This is a genomic window from Myxococcales bacterium (assembly GCA_016706225.1).
Taxonomy (GTDB): Bacteria; Myxococcota_A; Polyangia; order Polyangiales; family Polyangiaceae; genus JADJKB01.
Genome location: JADJKB010000005.1, coordinates 1,063,113 through 1,080,525 on the forward strand (window position 1 = coordinate 1,063,113; position 17,413 = coordinate 1,080,525).

The 17,413-nt window shown below is 67.0% G+C and carries 13 protein-coding genes; 7 read left to right on the forward strand and 6 right to left on the reverse strand.

The genetic code is table 11. The annotated features are described in order from the left end of the window. Positions 1-16 precede the first annotated feature (16 nt). Entirely contained in the window at positions 17-1,468 is a 1,452-nt protein-coding gene (locus tag IPI67_12355; protein MBK7580990.1) for an amidophosphoribosyltransferase, read from the reverse strand. A gap of 208 nt (positions 1,469-1,676) precedes the next feature. On the opposite strand from IPI67_12355, the gene IPI67_12360 reads away from it, so the two are divergent. Next, positions 1,677-4,157, forward strand: a complete 2,481-nt coding sequence (locus IPI67_12360; GenBank protein ID MBK7580991.1) for a hypothetical protein — start codon at positions 1,677-1,679, stop codon at positions 4,155-4,157. Positions 4,158-4,188: 31 nt separating this feature from the next. Continuing rightward, positions 4,189-4,608, forward strand: coding sequence for a hypothetical protein (locus tag IPI67_12365; protein MBK7580992.1), 420 nt, complete (start codon positions 4,189-4,191; stop codon positions 4,606-4,608). Positions 4,609-4,662: 54 nt separating this feature from the next. Here IPI67_12365 and IPI67_12370 read toward each other — a convergent pair whose 3' ends face one another. The 3 genes from IPI67_12370 to pilB form a co-directional block, all read right to left on the reverse strand. After that, positions 4,663-5,982, reverse strand: a complete 1,320-nt coding sequence (locus tag IPI67_12370) for an outer membrane beta-barrel protein (protein ID MBK7580993.1) — start codon at positions 5,980-5,982, stop codon at positions 4,663-4,665. 111 nt (positions 5,983-6,093) lie between these two features. Then, a complete protein-coding gene (locus IPI67_12375) occupies positions 6,094-7,221 on the reverse strand; it encodes a type IV pilus twitching motility protein PilT (protein ID MBK7580994.1) in 1,128 nt (375 codons plus the stop codon). Between the two features lie 13 nt (positions 7,222-7,234). Next, positions 7,235-8,941, reverse strand: coding sequence for a type IV-A pilus assembly ATPase PilB (gene pilB, locus IPI67_12380; GenBank protein ID MBK7580995.1), 1,707 nt, complete (start codon positions 8,939-8,941; stop codon positions 7,235-7,237). A gap of 151 nt (positions 8,942-9,092) precedes the next feature. On the opposite strand from pilB, the gene IPI67_12385 reads away from it, so the two are divergent. From IPI67_12385 to IPI67_12400, 4 genes are all read left to right on the forward strand, one after another. Beyond that, entirely contained in the window at positions 9,093-10,244 is a 1,152-nt protein-coding gene (locus IPI67_12385; protein MBK7580996.1) for an FHA domain-containing protein, read from the forward strand. Then, on the forward strand, positions 10,241-11,485 hold the full coding sequence (locus IPI67_12390; GenBank protein ID MBK7580997.1) for a protein kinase: 1,245 nt from the start codon (positions 10,241-10,243) through the stop codon (positions 11,483-11,485). Before IPI67_12385 ends, IPI67_12390 begins: the two co-directional genes overlap by 4 nt. Positions 11,486-11,779: 294 nt before the next feature. Further along, positions 11,780-12,949 carry a molybdopterin-synthase adenylyltransferase MoeB gene (moeB, locus tag IPI67_12395; GenBank protein ID MBK7580998.1) on the forward strand — a complete coding sequence of 390 codons (1,170 nt, stop codon included), beginning with the start codon at positions 11,780-11,782 and terminating at the stop codon, positions 12,947-12,949. Positions 12,950-13,133: 184 nt separating this feature from the next. After that, complete coding sequence (locus IPI67_12400) at positions 13,134-13,784, forward strand: hypothetical protein (protein ID MBK7580999.1); 651 nt, start codon at positions 13,134-13,136, stop codon at positions 13,782-13,784. Between the two features lie 9 nt (positions 13,785-13,793). On the opposite strand, the gene IPI67_12405 is transcribed toward IPI67_12400, so the two are convergent. Both IPI67_12405 and IPI67_12410 read right to left on the reverse strand, forming a co-directional pair. Further along, complete coding sequence (locus tag IPI67_12405; GenBank protein ID MBK7581000.1) at positions 13,794-14,804, reverse strand: phosphatase PAP2 family protein; 1,011 nt, start codon at positions 14,802-14,804, stop codon at positions 13,794-13,796. A gap of 148 nt (positions 14,805-14,952) precedes the next feature. After that, complete coding sequence (locus tag IPI67_12410; GenBank protein ID MBK7581001.1) at positions 14,953-15,789, reverse strand: hypothetical protein; 837 nt, start codon at positions 15,787-15,789, stop codon at positions 14,953-14,955. Between the two features lie 149 nt (positions 15,790-15,938). On the opposite strand from IPI67_12410, the gene IPI67_12415 reads away from it, so the two are divergent. Beyond that, on the forward strand, positions 15,939-17,390 hold the full coding sequence (locus tag IPI67_12415) for a hypothetical protein (protein MBK7581002.1): 1,452 nt from the start codon (positions 15,939-15,941) through the stop codon (positions 17,388-17,390). Positions 17,391-17,413: the final 23 nt, after the last annotated feature.

The window sequence follows — 17,413 nt, forward strand, 5'->3', positions numbered from 1 at the left end:
GGGCCCGAGGGGGATTTTAGCGTTCGAGCAAACGTGCGGTCCGCTGACGAGGGTGTGGGGTGAACTCGATGGGGTACTGGCCGCTGAAACAAGCATGACAGAACGAGGTCTTGTCCGGCCGTGACGGCGCGACTGGCAGGCTCTTCCCCGTGCCGTTGCCCGCCTGGCGGGGTCTGGCCGACGTCACCGCTTCGACCATCGCGTCGAGCGAGAGGTACGCGAGCGTGTCGCTGGTGATGTACTGGTTGATCTCGTCGACGGTGTGACTGGACGCGATCAGCTCGGCTCGTGTCGGTGTGTCGATGCCGTAGAAGCAGGGCCACGTGGTCGGCGGGCTCGAGATGCGCATGTGCACCTCGCGCGCGCCGGCGTCCCGCAGCATCTTCACGATCTTGCGGCTGGTGGTGCCGCGCACGATGCTGTCGTCGACCACGATCACGCGTTTGCCACGCAGTATGTCGCTGATCGGATTGAGCTTCAGGCGCACGCCGAAGTGTCGAATGCTCTGCTGCGGTTCGATGAACGTGCGGCCCACGTAGTGGCTGCGGACCAAGCCCATCTCGAACGGGATCTTGCTCTCCTCGGCGAACCCGATGGTGGCGGGCACCCCAGAGTCGGGCACGGGGATGACGACGTCGCCGACCACGGCGTGCTCCCGCGCCAGCGCGCGCCCCAGATACTTGCGCGCTTCGTAGACGCTGATGCCGTCGATCGTCGAATCCGGGCGGGCGAAGTACACGTATTCGAACACACAGGCGTGTTGCGCTTTGGCCTCGAACGGTCGGCTGCTCGTCACACCCCTGCGGTCGATGACGACCATCTCGCCGGGCTCGATGTCGCGCACGAACTCGGCGTCGATCAGGTCGAAGCTCGTGGGCTCACTCGCCACGACGAAGGCGTCCGGTTGCCCCGGGAGTGTCCCCAGGCACAGCGGCCGAATTCCCATCGGGTCGCGGACGGCGATCAACGCCTGCTCCGTCAGGAAGAGCACCGAGTACGCGCCCTCCACCTGACCGAGAGCGTCGGCAATGCGCGCCTCCAGGTGTCGGGCCTTGCTCATCGCCATCAGGTGCACCAGCACCTCGGTGTCGCTCACGCTCTGGAAGATCGAACCTCGCTCCTCGAGTTTTTCCCGAAGCGCGTCGGCGTTGGTCAGGTTGCCGTTGTGCGCCACGGCAATCGAGCCGCGCGCGTAGTCGACAGCCAGCGGCTGAGCGTTTTTGAGGAAGGAGCCCCCGGCGGTCGAGTAGCGCACGTGTCCAATCGCGCTCGTGCCCTTGAGGCGGTCGATCTGCTCGGGCGGGAACACATCGATGACGTGGCCCATGCCGCGGTGCAGGCAGAGCTGAGTGCCGTCGCTCGCAACGATGCCCGAACTCTCCTGACCTCGATGCTGCAGCGCATGCAGGCCGAGGTACGTCAGGTTCGCCGCTTCAGCGTGGCCGTGAATGCCGAATACTCCACACATGACGCTTCCTCGAAGTCCGGGCCCGCCTGATACTGCACACTCGGGCGGGTGGGTGCCAGCATCGCCGGACGGGGCCCCGCGGGGTCGAGGCCCGGGAGGGGTTCCGCCCGGGTCTCACCCCCGAGCAGTCCGGGTCCCGGGCCTGATTTTGGGTCAACCGCGAAACTCTTAGAGCTTTTGTGGTCACCTGACTATCCTTCCGTCCCCGATGGGCGCCTTCGAGCAGCTCCTGGAGGCCTGGCGGTCGAACCCCGACTCCGACTCAACCGTGGCGCTCTGCGCGCGTCTCAGCGCCACGCCTCGGGAGGATCTCGTCCGCGAGGTCGGCGTGCGCGCCGAGCAGTGGCACGGCAACGACGGGGAAGTGATGCTCGCGGTCGGGCGAATGTACCTGGCGTCGGGCCTCTTGGCGGAGTCTCAAGCCGCACTGGTCAACGCCGGCAAGGCCAATGCGCGCGATTCTCGCGCGTTCCGCTACCTCGGCGAGGTGCTCCTGCGTCGGGGTGACGCGGGCCGCGCAGAGAAGGTGCTGCAACGGGCGATGCAGCTGGGCGCGAGCGATGCCGAGGCGAAGCTGTGGCACGATCGCACCGTGGTCTACGTCGCGCTCCAGCGGCGGGTGGGCCCCCAGGCCGTTGCCCAGGAAGTCGCGCGGACGCTGCCGTCCCAGGTAGCCCAACAACCGGCCCCAGCGCCAGCCGTGGCGATGCCACAGTCGTCGGGCTCGCCGTGGAAGGAGGAGGCTCCGACCATCCGGAGATCCGTCGGGCAAGCGCCGCCGGGCGCCCGTCCTGCGATGCCACCGGTCCGTGCGCCCCGCTCGGTGCCGCCGCCGCTACCGCCGGCCCCAGTGCAGGCGCCAATGTTCCCGCCAGCGGGTCGGATGCCCAGCCTCGGCGACGACGATGACACGACGGTTCACCAGCCGCCGCCGCCGCAGGGCCGGGACATGTTTCCCAGCGGCCCCGGGTCGGGCACGACGACGCGCAGGCAGACCTTCGAGCCGCCCATGGTGGCGCCGGCCGCGGCAATTCAGCAGCAGAGCCCGTTCGCGCCCGCCGCTCCGCCCGTCTTCAACCCGCCGCAGGCGTACGCCACGCCAGGGCAGGAGCCCTACCTGCGGCAAAACGCGCCGGCTCCGTATGTGCCCCCGCCGCGCCAAGCCGCTGCGACGTCTCCCTTCTCGCAGTCGATACCCCGCGGGCCGCTCGAAGAAGACGACTCGATGCCCGAGCGCCCCGAGGACGTGGCCAATCCGACACCGGAGGCGGTGCTCGAGTCGCTCGCGCGAGTTGGACTCTACGAGCCCGGCGGTGGCGCACCCCCGGCGTGGGAGGCCGCGGCGATCCAGAAGTCGCGCGGCTCGTGGGTGCTGATCGTCGCGACGGTCCTGATCTTGGCCATCGGCGGCGGCGGGTTTGCGTATGCACGCAAGGTTCAGAAAGAACGCGCTCAGCTCGCGCAACGGCTCAGCGACGAGGTCGAGGTCATGCTCCACAGCGGAGAGATGGCGCAGCTCCGGCAGAGCGATGATCGCCTGAGCCGCATCTTCGAGCTCGACTCCCGGAGCACCAAGGCCGCGAAGCTGTGGCTGCAAAATCGCGTGCTCTCCGCGCTCATCCTGCCAACGGAGTCGCGGGGCATCGACTCTGCGATGCACCGCGCTCGCTCGCTCGAGGTCCCCGAGTCGGAGGTCGTGTTCGGCAAGTTGGCCTCCTATCTGGTCGAGGGAGATCTCGCCGGCGCCGCGGCATCGCTGCCGAAGTACGACAAGGACGCTGGCAAGGATCCATTTTACCAGCTCACCGCTGGCGCCGTGCTGGAGCGTGCCGGTGACATTCGGGCCATCGAGCGCTACGAGGCCGCCCGCGCCCTCGACGCCAAGCTGGTGGTCGCCGATGTGTTTCTGGCGCGCGCCGTGCTGCTCGAGCTTGGGCCTGCGAAGGGCAAACCCGTGATCGAGGAGCTCAAGAAGAAGACGGGGGAGACGGCCACGACGCGCGCCCTCGAGTCCTTGGCCTGGGCCGTGGACCCCGAGCGCCCCAAAGAGCTGCCGAAGAGCGCCATCCTGAGTGACGAGGACCGCAAGATCTTGGCGGCGCCGCTCCGGCCCATTCCCGCCGTGGTGGAGGCCATTCAGGCCATCGCCGGCGGTCTGGAGAAAAAGGCCGTGGGGGCCATCGATAGCGCCATTGCCCTGTCGGACACGCCCGCGATGGCGACGGAGCTCGGGTTCCTCGCCATCAAGGCCGGCGACGAGAAGCTCGCCCGCAAAGCAGCGCTGCGCGCGCTGCAATTCTCGGCGCTCTACCCCCAGGCGCGCGTGCTCGCCTCGCGGGTGGCGCTGCTCGGCGGGCGCCTCGACGAGGCAAAAAAGGCCATCGAAGAGCTGGACCCGCGGACTCCCGAGGTCGCGGTGGTGCGCGCGGTACTGGCCTACGAGACTCTGGACGGGTCGGAGCTCGGTAGCGCCATCGAGGCCATGGGGGAGCTGCCGCAGAAGCACCCAGACTACGTCTCGTTTGCCACCATGGGCGCAGCGCTCACTGGATTCGAGGTACCGCCACCCGAGAAGCTCGAGGCGATGGCGCAGCCGTCGGTGCCTTTGGGGCGAGCTGGTTGCGGTCGATGCAGCGCTCGTTCAGGGCGATCTCGTCACCGCAGAGAAGCTGAGCGCGCGCTGGGGTGAAGGCGCGAACCGTCCGGTCTACGCCCTCAGGATGTCGAAGCTCCGCAGGTACCAGGACAAGATCGACGACGCCAACACGTTCTCGGCCATCGCGGCCGAGCGCGGGAGCACCACCGTCTCGGTGTTGGTCGAGCGCGTGTGGGTATTGATGGCGAAGAACCAGCCGGCGCCGGCTCGCGATCTGATCGCAAAGTATCCGAGCCTGCTCGGGCCGCTCGGCGGGTGGCTCAAGATGTACGTGGACGCCAAGGGTGGCCGCGCCCCCGAGGCCCGCTCCAAGGCCTCCCATCTCGATCCACCGCCCGAGGAGGCGCCGCTCTTGCTGAAGGTCGTGGCCGCGCGAGCCCTTGCGGTCACCAAGGACCGCCGCGCCAAGGGCTACGTGGCGCTCTTGCAGAAGAAACACAAGAAGCACCCCGAGCTGCTCAAGGCCGCCGAAGAGCTGAAGTAGGCGGAATGGGTCGGGGAGTCGGGCGTCGCTGACGCCCGAGCACTGCAACCAGAGTCAGTTCGTGGTCACGACGACGCCGAGCGTGGTCGTGAACAGCGTGGAAGACTTGTCGCGGACCTTCTCGCGATAGATATCTTTGTCGGGTGACGCTTCGAGCACGAAGTCACCGCGATTCTCGAGTCGGAGGATCAGGTTTTCGCTCGGGCGAGCCTCGATGGTGAGCGTCGCGCTCGCCAGCTTGGTGTTCGTCAGCAAGTTGCCGCCATCGAGCTGATAGTTGAGCGCGCGCCCGTCCTTGTCGACGAAGTACTCGCCGCGCACGGCCGTCGCCCAGGTCTCACTCAGCTGCATGCGAGCGAGCAGCGCCGCGCCGTACCACTTCTTGGCCGCGGGTTTGGCATCGATGCTGGTGTCGTCGGGGCGCACGCCCTCCACGCCGTAGTCGGCGTTCAGCACCACCGCCAAGGTCTCGAGTGGTCGCACCGTCAGCGTGAGGTCGAGCAGGTGCCGCCAGGCGTCGAAATCATTGGCGCCACCGCGGTCCACCGCCTGTTTTGCGGCGGGCGCGCCCGGTGAGGCCGCGCAGCTCCCGACTGCCGGGTCGTAGCTGGTGCCGCTGGTGCAGGAGACCTCGGTGGTGTCGTCCTGCTCCGGTCCGCCGATCCAGCCGAGACTGGCGGCGAATGACTCACTCGGACTCACGTTGACGCCGAGGCCGAAAGTCTTGCCGACGTTGTTGTCGAACGAGCGATCGAGTCCGTTCGCGAGCATAGCGGTGAGTGTCAGCTCCGGCACGAGCTCGGCCGTGGCGCGCAGGCCGGTGTGGAACTTCGGCTGCGCGAAGGAGTGCAAGAGCCCGCGGGTGTAGTTGAAGTTGTCCTGACTCTCGACCGGCTCGACGCCCACGAAGGTGTCGAACTTTCCGAAAGCCAGAGTGATGCCGCCGCCCGGCTTCCACGCCGCGTAGGCTTGTTTCACGTATTCGAGCCCACTGGCGGCGTCGCCGCCCGCGTAGAGCGTCGCGGAGGGACCCCAGCGCAGGCTGACCACACCGCCGACTGGTTCCGGCGCGTACGCGGCGTCGAGACCAATCCACGACAGCGCAAACCCCTGCGGCCCGTCGTAGCTCCGTGTGGGTGGCCGGTAGCTCACCGGCTTGGGGAATCCCCAGCTCTGACTGGCGTAGGCGTCGACGAAGGCCCGAAGCTGCACCGCCTCGTACCACGGCTCGGCAGGGGGCGGAGGGTCGGGCACCGATGCCCCGTAGCCTTCTCCGGCTCCGTAGCCCTGTGCACGCGCGCCCCCGGCGTGAGAGAGCGCAGCGAAGCAGACCGCGGTTGTGACCCAGAGCCCCGACTTCCGATGCTGCTTCATGATCCTCCGATTCGACCCGCGTTTCCTACCAGCTTTCCGGGCAGAGCGGAGCAAAAAGCTCGCGCCCGCAGGCCGAGTGCGGGGCTGCTGGACCGGCCTTGGGGTCGAGGTTCAGCGGCTCTGCGGCGTTGCGAGGGCGCCCTGCACCGGCGTTCGCCCTTCGATCATCATACGAAGCTCGTCCGGCTCGCTGGACCTGCCCATGCACTCGTCGAGCGTGATCATCCGCCGCTGGTACAGGGAAAACAGGGACTGATTCATGGTCTGCATGCCGTGTTTCGACTGCCCGACCTGCATCTGCGAATAGATTTGATGCACCTTGTCTTCGCGGATCAAATTGCGGATGGCGGGGTTGGGCGTGAGCACCTCCAGGGTCAACACCCGACCTGGACCGCCCGCGCGCGGCAAGAGCAGCTGAGAGATCACTCCCTCGAGCACGAACGAAAGTTGTGCGCGCACCTGCGACTGCTGGTGCGGGGGAAACACGTCGATGATGCGGTTGATGCTCTGAACGGCGGAGTTCGTGTGCAAGGTCGCGAAGACCAAGTGACCCGTCTCGGCGATGGTCAAGGCCGCCTCGATGGTCTCGAGGTCACGCATCTCGCCGACGAGCACGACGTCTGGATCCTGCCGGAGCACGTACTTCAAGGCGTCCTTGAAGCGCATGGTGTCGCTGCCGACCTCGCGCTGATTGACGATGCAGCGCTTGTGCGGGTGCAGGTACTCGATCGGATCCTCGATCGTCATGATGTGCTGGCGCGTCTCGCTGTTGATCTTGTCGATGATCGAAGCCAGCGTCGTGCTCTTGCCGCTACCCGTCGGGCCGGTCACGAGCACGAGCCCGCGGGGTTTGCTCGCCAGTTCCTGCACCACGGGCGGGAGCCCCAGTTCGTCGAAGCTCAGGATCTTGAACGGGATCGAGCGAAACGCGCCGGAGACCGCGCCGCGTTGCATGAAGATGTTGGCGCGGAAGCGCGACAGGTTCTTCACTCCGAACGAGAGATCGAGCTCCTTGTTCTTCTCGAACTGGATCTTCTGGTCTTCGGTCAACACCGAGTAACAGATCTGCTTCGTCTCCACCGGTGACAGGGGTGGCAGCTTGAGCGGCACGATCGCGCCGTCGATGCGCAAGAGCGGCGGCGAGCCGGTGGTGATGTGCATATCGCTCGCGCCCTTCTCGATCATGGCGCGGAGCAGTTGGTGGAGGTTGACTCTGAGGCCTTCTTCGCCGGACGACATCGTTGTTCCTTCGTCAGTCCGCCATGGTCACGCGGAGGATCTCTTCCGGAGTGGTCATGCCCTCCAGCACCTTGGTGATCCCCGCCATGCGCAGGCTCACCATGCCGCGCTTGATCGCTCCAACTTTGAGCTCGGTAGTGGAGGCGCCCTGCAGCACCATCTCCTTGAGCTCCTCGCGGAACCGCATGACCTCGTAGAGTGCGATGCGGCCTTTGTAGCCCGTGGAGTTGCAGGTGTTGCAGCCACGCCCCTTCATGACCCGCACGCCCTGGGCCATTTGCTCCTCGGTCACGCCCATGTCGATCAAGGTCTGAGGGTCGGTAGGTACCTCGTACTTGCAGTCCACACACACCTTGCGCGCCAAGCGTTGGGCGAGCACGAGATTCACGCTGGCCGTGATCAAGAATGGCTCGACACCCATGTTCAAGAGCCGGCTGATGGTCGCCGGGGCGTCGTTGGTGTGCAGAGTCGAGAGCACCATGTGGCCCGTGAGCGCGGCCTTGACCGCGATTTCCGCGGTCTCGAAGTCTCGGATCTCGCCCACCATGATGATGTCCGGGTCTTGGCGCAGGAATGCGCGCAGACTCATGGCGAAGTTCAGACCAATCTCGTCGTGCATCTGCACCTGGTTGATGCCGTGCAGGTTGTACTCGACCGGATCTTCGGCGGTGCTGATGTTCACGCCGGGTTTGTTCAAATCCGAGAGCGCCGAGTAGAGGGTCGTGGTCTTGCCGGAGCCGGTCGGGCCGGTCACGAGCACCATGCCCCAGGGCTGGTTGATGGCCCACTGGAAGTCGTCGAGGGGTGCCTGATCGAAGCCCAGCTTCGTCATGTCGAGCTGGAGATTTCCTTTGTCGAGCAGGCGCAGCACGACCTTCTCGCCCCACAGCGTCGGCAGCACCGACACGCGGAAGTCCATCTCGCGGCCCTTGCCCAGCTTCAGCTTGATGCGCCCGTCTTGCGGCAAGCGCCGCTCGGCGATGTCGAGCTGGCTCATGATCTTGAGCCGGCTCACGAGGGCGTTCTTCAGGCGCAGCGGCGGGCTCATTTCCTCGTGCAGCACACCGTCGATGCGGTAGCGGACCCGCAGGCGTTTTTCGTACGGCTCGACGTGGATGTCGCTGGCGCCCTTGCGAATGGCGTTGAGCAAGAGCACGTTCACCAGGCGCACGACCGGTGCGTCGGCGCTCTGTTTCTCGAGCTCGAGGGCGTTGACGTCCTCTTCGTCGGCTGAAAAGTCGATGTCCTGCTCGTCGAGCGAGAAATCGGTCATCAGCTCTTCGTAGGAAGGGCCGGCGTTGTAATAACGCTCGATGGCGCCGGCCACGGCCGTCTCGCTGGCGACGACCGGCTCGACGTTGTAGTTCGTGAGGAACTTGATGTCGTCGATGGCGTGCAGGTTGGTCGGATCCGCCATGGCGACGATCAGCGACTGCCCGGAGCGCGACACCGGGATGATCTTGTGTTTTTCGCAGACGTCCCGGCTGACCAGCTTGATGATCTCGTTGTCGATCTCGTACTCGTCCAGATTGATGGCGGGGAGGCGATACTGCGCGCTGAGGAAGTTGGTGATCTCGCCGTCCGAGATGAACCCGAGCTTCTGCAGGGCGTAACCGAGATTGCCCCCTGACGTGCGTTGTTCGTCCTGTGCGCGTCGGAGTTGCTGGAGGCTGATGAGCTTTTCTCGGACGAGCAGCTCACCCAGGCGATTCGTGCTCATTTTCGGAGTCGTCTCCCGCTCGAGGGTTTCAGAGCCAACAATCCTACCAGGAATCGCTCGGGTCAAAAGGCCCAGATCTGCCGCGGTCTTCCGGGCCCCGGCGGCTCTCACCTTGAAACCGCGCCCAGATTGCTCGACAACGGAGCCGCCGATGGGCTTCTTCTCTCGGGTCGGTGCGATCTTCGGCGGCGGGAAGCGGTCCCGCCTCGCTCGCGCGCGCCGGCTCGAGGCGATTGGCAGCCTGGAAGACGCGACCGCAGCGTACCTGGATCTGGGCGAGCGGGACGCGGCGGCGCAGGTGCTCGTCGTGCGCGCAGAGGCGGCGGTCGACAACGAGAAACGACGGCTGCTGTTGGCGCAGGCGGCCGGTCTCGCGGAGGGGGCGCGGGCTCGTGAAATCGAGCGCAAACGGGCGAGCTTGGTGCTCGAGCTGAAGCGCAGCGGGGCGTACGCGCCGACCCGCGTCGAGCTCGAAGAAATGGCGGGACGGCTCGAGCGCGCGGGGGAGGCCACGCTGGCCGCGGAAGTGTACGGGCTGATCGGCGACCGCGAAGGGGAGACGCGCATGCTGGTGGAGGCCGGTGCCATCGAGCGCCTGGAGCAGGTCCTCGATTCCGAGCAGACCCGTGTCCGCGCCGAGCGCGAGGTCGGTCAGCTCCACGCGCGAGTGCACGACCTGTGGCTGTCCGGAGCGCGTCGTGCGGCGATGGCGGCCGGTGCCAGCGCGCGCGAGAGCGACCGTCGCATCGACGACCTGCTGCGCGAGATCGAGCACCGGCGGGTGATGGCGCCGCGGCTCACGCTGTCCTTGGCCGGTGAACGAACCGAGCTCCTCTTCGGCGACGAGATCAGCGTGGGTCGCGCCGATGCGACCCTCGTGATCGCCTCGCCAGCGCTGAGCCGCACACACCTGATGATTCGGCGCACTCCCAGAGGACCGCAGGTCCTGGATCTCGACTCCAAGAACGGCACGTTCTTGTCCGGCGTTCGGCTGGGAGCGCCCTTGCCCGTGAACGCCCCGCTCGAACTCTCGCTCGGCGGTGAAGTGAGCCTCGAGCTTCGGCCCTGGAACACAGCCGGGGTCTGCCTGAGTCACGGCACCAGCCCCCTGTTTGCGCCCCTCGGCCCGTTCGAGCTCGGCGGCTGGTCGATCACACCGGGCGCCGACGGCTGGCTCTCGCTCGATCTGACATCGCCGGCGTTTCTTGCGGGGCTTTCGGTGATCGGACGCATCGAGCTGTTGATCGGCGATCGCCTGAGTCGCGCGCCTGCGGGCCCGGTCGAGCTCGAGGTGTTGGCGTGAGTCTCTGGCGGCGCTTGCGTCAGCGTCTTGGCCGCGCCCCCGCCAAGGTCGAGAGCGCGGCGAGCGCGCGGCCGCCTTCGACGACGCCACCCTCGCTGAAGCCGGAGCCGGCGCCCCGGCGTGAAGCGGAGCGGACGGCGCTCGAGGCGCTGGCCGCCGGTGCCGCCGCGAGCGAGGCCGCGTGTCTGTCGGAGCTCACGGCGGCGAGCGGGTCGGGTCGGGAGAAAACTGCCCTCGCCGCGGTGCTCGAAGCTCGAGGTCGGGGCCCGGTGTCGGAGCCGCTGCTCACTCGGGCGGCGGAGCTGCACCTCGCCCGCGGCGAGCCGCTCGCGGCGCTGCGCCTGCTGGAAGGCGCGAGCTCGGCGGCGGGGTTGCTGCTCCAGGCCGATGCCTGCGCGGAGTCGGGGGCTCAGGCTCGTGCGCTCACCCTGGTCGAGCGCGTGCTGGTGCAGGACATCGACGCGCCCGGCGCCCGTGAGCGCCACGAACGGCTGCGGCGAGCGCTCGGGGGACGAACCCCCGCGGTTCACGTGGCGCTCAGTGAAACGACCCTGCTGCGTTCCGAAGCGCCCGACACCACCCTGCGCATCGTCGCCGAGGCAGGACGCGGCGGCGCGGGCACCGTGTTCGAGGCGATCGACGACGTGCTCTCGCGTCGTGTTGCGCTCAAGATCTACCACCAGCCGGAGCGCGAGCGCGACAAGCTGGTACGTGAAGCGCGGACCGCTGTCGAGCTCGCCGGAGCGGGCGTCGTGCGGGTGTTCGACATCGACCGGGACCGCGGTCACATCGTGATGGAGTGGCTGGGTAACGGGTCGCTGAAACGACACCTTGCTGCAAAGAACATCGCGGTCTTGTTTCCCATCCAGCGCTGGCTCGTGCCCTTGATTGCGGTGCTCGAGCGCGTGCATGCGGCGGGGCTCGTTCACGCCGACATCAAGCCCGCCAACGTGATGCTGAGAGGGACGGGCGAACCGGTCTTGCTCGACTTCGGCCTGGCTCGACCGGCGTCCGAGGTCGTGGTCGGGGGCAGCGTCGGGTACATGAGCCCCGAGCGAGTGCGGGGGCAGACGCGGGGGTTTGCCGAGGATCTCTACGCCCTCGGTCGGCTCGTCGAAGACGCGCTCGCGACCGGAGGGCAATCGGAGCCGATGCGACGGGTCGCGGATCTGCTGCTAGGGGAAGAGGCCGCCGCCGTGCCGAGTGCGACGGCCCTGCGCGAGCTCGTGGCGGGGCTCTAGAACACCGATCAGCTTGCGCTCCTCGTGTTCTAGGACACTTACGTTGGGGCTGCGCCCCAAACCCCCGGCCTTCGGCCGTGCGCGCTCCGCGCGCGAGCGCCGAACACATTGCTAGTCGCTGAAAACAAACGACGTTCAACCTGTTCGGCGCTCTAGCCCGCTATCCGGCGGCGGTCCCCCTTGGTAGGCTGCCGGGCCACGCGAGCCCCGCTTGACACGGCGCAGCGCTTCCCAATACTTCTCCCATCATTGTCGCATCGGAATAGTGCGACATTTCCCGGAGCCCGGCGAAACATGCCGAAAACCTACAGTGATTTGTTCTCCGAGGTGCGGTCCGCGATCCGCACGCTGGCGCTCGAGGAGCTGCGAGGCCGCCTGGACGCGCCCGGCGACTTCACGCTCATCGACGTGCGCGAGAAGGACGAGCTCCGGGCGGGCTTCATCCCCGGCGCGCTCCACATGCCCCGCGGGTTCCTGGAGATGCAGGCCGAGCAGAAGCTGCCCGACAAGAATCGCGAGATCGTCGTGTACTGTGCCGGCGGGATCCGCAGCGCGTTCGCCGCCAAGACCTTGATGGAGCTGGGTTACACCAACGTCTGGAGCGCAAACCCCGGCTTCGTCCGCTGGAAGGATCTCGGTTTTCCGATCGAAGAACCGACGGCGCTCACGCCCGCACAGCAAGATCGCTACTCGCGGCACATCCTCTTGCCTGAGGTTGGTGAGAAGGGACAGGAGCAGCTGCTGAAAGCGCGCGTGCTCTTGCTCGGCGCGGGCGGGCTGGGAGCCCCCGCCGCCTTGTACCTCGCCGCAGCGGGTGTTGGCAGCATGGGGATCGTGGATGCTGATGTGGTCGACGCATCGAACCTGCAGCGTCAGATCATCCACAGCACGTCCAGGGTCGGGACACCGAAGGTGGACAGCGCCGAGGTCGCCATCAACGATTTGAACCCCGATGTCCGGGTGGTGAAGTTCCAGGAGCGCGTCACCAGCGAGAACGTCGACCGCATCTTCGGGCAGGGTTGGGACGCCATCGTCGATGGCTGCGACAATTTCCCGACGCGCTATCTCGTCAACGACGCCTCGCTCTTCCACAAGATCCCGGTGATCCACGGCTCGATCTTCCGGTTCGATGGACAGGTGACGACGTTCTCGCCGTTCGTTGGGCCTTGTTACCGGTGTCTGTATCCCGAGCCGCCGCCACCGCACCTCGCGCCATCGTGCGCCGAAGCCGGGGTGCTCGGGATCTTGCCGGGCATCGTCGGCACGCTGCAGGCCACCGAGGCCATCAAGCTGATCTTGGGCAAGGGTGATCCGCTGGTCGGTCGCCTCTTGACCTACGATTCGCTGCGCATGACGTTCCGCACTCTCAAGCTGCGGCGCGACAAGAACTGCCCCGCGTGCGGTGAGAACCCGACCATCAAGGAGTACATCGACTACGAGGGCTTCTGCGCGAACGTCAGCTGAAGGCGTTCAGTCCACGGAGGTCCGCGGCGGCTCGAAGAGGAGTTACAGCGGCGGAAGTACCAGAATTTTGAGCTTGGTCTTCCGCTTCCGGCTTCCTGTTTTCCGTCCGGCGCGGCGCCTGCTCTGTAAGCCGCGGTCGGGGCCCGCGTTGGGTAGAGGTCGCTACGGCTTGGAAGGAGCACACATGTCGCGGAAAGTCGGTCTTTTGCTGGTTTCGATGTCCTTGCTCGCGGTCACGGGCTGCAAGAAGAAGGGCGGTGAGGAGTCGAACCTCGGGCCCGGTCCCGGACCCCAATGCCCGCCCGGGCAGTCGTTCAACGGCCAGATGTGCGTCGCGGCCACGCCGCCGCCGCCCACGACCAACCCGACCACCAATCCGCCGCCCCCGCCCATCGTGCCGACGGCGACGGCAGGTTCTCCCGCAGCGCCCCTCGATGCAGCCTCTTCTGCCGCCGCTGCGCAGGCCATCGATGCGCTCGCCAAACAGAGCGCCCCCGGCGCCAAGCCAGTGCAGGGCACGCTGCTCGCCGGTAACTTCCAACAGGGACAAACGCTCGAGACGACCTTCACGGCGCAGCCAGGCAGGTGTTACTCGGTGGTGGGTGCGGGCCTGCCGAACGTGCAGAACCTCGACCTGCAACTGGTAGCTCAGAGTCCGGTGCCCGGCTTTGGCTCCCCGGTGCTGGCGACGGACCAGAGCAGCGCGCCGAACGCAGTCTTGGCCCCGCATCCGAACTGCTGGAAGTGGGCGGCGCCGGTCCAGGCGCCACTCAAGGTCGTGATGATCGTGTCCGCTGGCGCCGGCATCGCGGCGGCGCAGGTCTACGAGAAGTGACGCGCGCGCTCAGCGCACCTGGCCGCGGCGAAACCGCGGCCACGATTCGCTGAGGCCGGCGGCCGCGCGTCGGTCGAGCTCCCAGCCGGTGATCCGCGTCGCAATCAGGAACGAAAACGTGGCGAGCGCGAGGCCGGCGATCACGTCGATGACGTAATGCCAGCGCAGGAACATCGTCGCGCCGACGATGTTGACGGCGCAGAAGGCGGTGACCGGCCAGCTGGCTTTGAACGGCAGCTTGTCGCGGTGGCGAAAGCTGTACAGCGCCAGAAAGGTTGGGGCTGCCGTGTGGAGAGATGGGAAGATGTCCATCTGCGACCCGCCCGAGGCAACCGTGGCCATCACCATGTCGCGCCACATGCCGTGGGGCAGTGGGTTTTGAAACTGGTCCGCGAGTGCGCGGTGGGGGCCGTAACCCGGCACGAGCATGTACACGAGGTGTCCCACGCAGAAGATGCTGACCATGCCCAGGGCGAACTCCCCAATCTGGCGAGCGCTGCGAGAAAATAGCAGCGTCGGGATCACGTGGATCGCGAGCACGAAGAAATAACCGAAGTAGAAGAAGGCGAACCACTCGGTCGTCGCCGGCGTCACAATCGCGTCCATCGCGAGCGCTGGCTCGAAGCCAAAGAGCTGCAGATCGAGCTGATAGAGCTCGTGGTCCAGGGTGGTGGGGTTCACCAGCGGCAGCAGCCGAGCGAGGAAGAAGTAACTGAGCTGAACCGTGCCGTAGATCGCCAGTCGATACAGGAGCGGGGCCATGAAGCCGTGTTTGAGCAAGCCACCGCGGACCAGGATCAGCGTCGCGACCAGGAACGTCAGCAGCGACCCCATGCGGGTCACTGAAATGCGTTGATCTTGAGAAGGCGGGCAACGCAGCGCAACGACGGTCAAGGTGACCAGGAACACGAACACCAGCAGGTCCTGCACCGTGAGCTCACGCAGCATCCGGCGCACGAACCCCACCGACTCCGTCGATTGCGGTCTAGCGAGGTGGAAGCTCTCGTGGTCGATGGCCATCAGACGCCTCGGGCTCTTGGCTCTATTACAGCGAAACCCGTGCCGCTCGCCAGTCTCCTCGATTCGCCGGTCGGATGAACGTTGGGCGCGCCTGCGCTCGACCAAGCCGCGTAGTTTTGTACGCAGGTTGGGGAACTCGTTTACGCGGTCATGAGCGCTCGACCCGCGCCTTGGCGAGCTCGAGGGCCTCGTCTTGCTCGGGTTCGATGTCTTGCTCGGGTTCGATGTCTTGCTCGGGTTCGACCTCGGCCTCGGGCCCCGCGTCCGGTGCCGGCGGCTCGCCGCCGGTCTCGACTCGCAGCTTCGCCGGCCCCACGGAGTACGCGAGATCTCCTTCCTCGGTGACGCGGGCGTGCACCAGGTCGTGCACGCTGAGGTGTGCCAGCACGTACTCGGCGCGCTCGAGGTCGATTCGCATGAGCTTCGCCAGCTCGTCCGCCGCGACCTCCTTGCCGGTGTGCTGAAGCAGGTCGGACGCGACCAGACCGTAGGCCTCGTCGAGCTTGGCCTCGCGCTCCCGCCCCTGCGAGACGCTGCGACGCCAAGCGAGCGCCGCGGCGACGAACGGGAGCGCGCTCGCACCGAGCATCGCGAGCGTCATGAAGATCCCCGGTGCGACCGTCAGGAGGACGAGCAAGGTCGCGACCAGGGCCAGAATGCCGAAGCCGCCGACGACCCCGGTTGCCATGAGCCAGGCGGCCCGAGCGAGGTGTGCGCGCCGCGCCTTGACCAGCACGGGGATTTCTCGGCCGCTGCGCACCACCTCGGTCTGATCGAGCGGCACTCGCGGTCCGCCGCAGACGCGGCAGCGAAACCGGAGCGGCTCGGCGGCCTCGATGTCGGTCACCGAGCGGCAATGTGGGCAGCGGTTCGCCTCGCCGAAGGCGGCGCCACATTGTTTACAGCCGAGCGTCGCGGACAGCGTTCCGCCGCAGACGCGGCACAGACCGCCCGGGGCTGGCTCACCGGAGATCACGGGGTTCATAGCGTCGATCGCAGTCTAGACTGGATCGCCGCGCCTCGTGATCGGCTGCAAATCACGGCCATTGGTTTGACTGACCCGGATCGGGGGCCTATCCTCGAAACCTGGTGGTAAGACCGCGACGCCTCCTCGCGCTCGCTATCGGCGTGGCGATGATTTGGTTCGTCGCCTGCGCCGAGAACGTCGGCGTCGACGATAGCCCCTCGGGGAGCGGGGGCGACGCTTCGACCGACGGGACCGCAGGGACGGCGGCGAAGGACGCGGGCGTGGCCGGCAACGACAGCGGTTGGCCGACCGGGGGCTTCGGCTCCTCGTGCTCCAAGAACAGCGATTGTGGTGTGGGGTTCTGCGCGGACATCGGCCAGAAGGCTCCGAAGTTCGCCTGTGTGGTCGCCTGCCAGACGGGCAAGGCGTGCCCGCCGAACGGCTACTGTGCCTTCCACCCGACCCACGGTTACACCTGCTTCCCGGACGATGGGAATCAGTGCGCCAAGTGCAGCGTCGACGGCGAGTGCCCGCACGTTGGCGACCACTGCACCCCTTCACCCAAGATTGATCGCTTCTGTGCGCGGGATTGCTCGTTCGACGCCAACTGCGGGGCCGGCTTCGAGTGTGTCGCCGTGGGCAGTTACCCGCCGGGCAAACCCCCGCCCCTCGGCGACGCAGGCACCCCGGACGCTGCCGTCGGCGAGGCCGGCGCGCCAACTCAACCGCTGAAGATGTGTGTGCCGGTAGGCGGAGACAGCTGTCCGTGCAACAGCAAGCGCGAAGGCGTGAAGCGCCGCTGCACTCAGACCGTGGGTTCGGTGACCTGCGAGGGCACGGAGACCTGTAACGCCGGGAACCAGAAGTGGGAGGGCTGCACCGCGACCGCCCCCAGTCCAGAGGTGTGTGACGGTGCGGACAACGACTGCAACGGCACGCCCGACGACGGTCCGACGGACCTCTGCGCGGGCCAAGGCGCGCTGCCGCACGGCAAGTGGGCGTGTAATTTCGGCGCGTGCGAGATCGGTTCGTGCGACGCAGGCTGGGCGGCCTATCCGCCCGGACCGGCCAAGACCGGCTGCACCTGTGCCGTCGATGCCAGCGAGCCGGCGAACAGCACCTGCAGCGCAACCGCGACCGCCGTTGGCAGCGTCAGCGACGCGAGTGTCACCCCGTTGACGATCAAGGGAACTCTCAGCAGCGTGACGGACGAGGACTGGTGGCGCTTCGACACCGTCGACAGCAACGAGACCTCGACCAACAGCTACCACATCAGGATCGAGTTCACGGCGCCCGCGTCCAACAGCGAGTTCGTGTTCGACGTGATCCGCGGCGCGAAGTGCGGCACGCCGGACGCCAAACATTCGGGCCTGACGAGCTACGACTGGTGCGTCGACGGCACCGGCACCGTGGGCGGCAAGACCGTGGGCGAAAAGAGCTGCGGCGCAACCGCACCGATCCACTGCGGCCCCCACAGCAAGCCGTATTTGCTGCGGGTGAAACGCGCGACCGGGGCGACGGGGACCTGCACGCAGTACAACCTGAAGGTCACCGCCAAAGGCGGCGCCGCCTGCGATTTCACCCAGGCGTGTGACACCCAGATCGACGAGAACCCCTGAGCTTCGCCTGCTGCGAGCGCCGC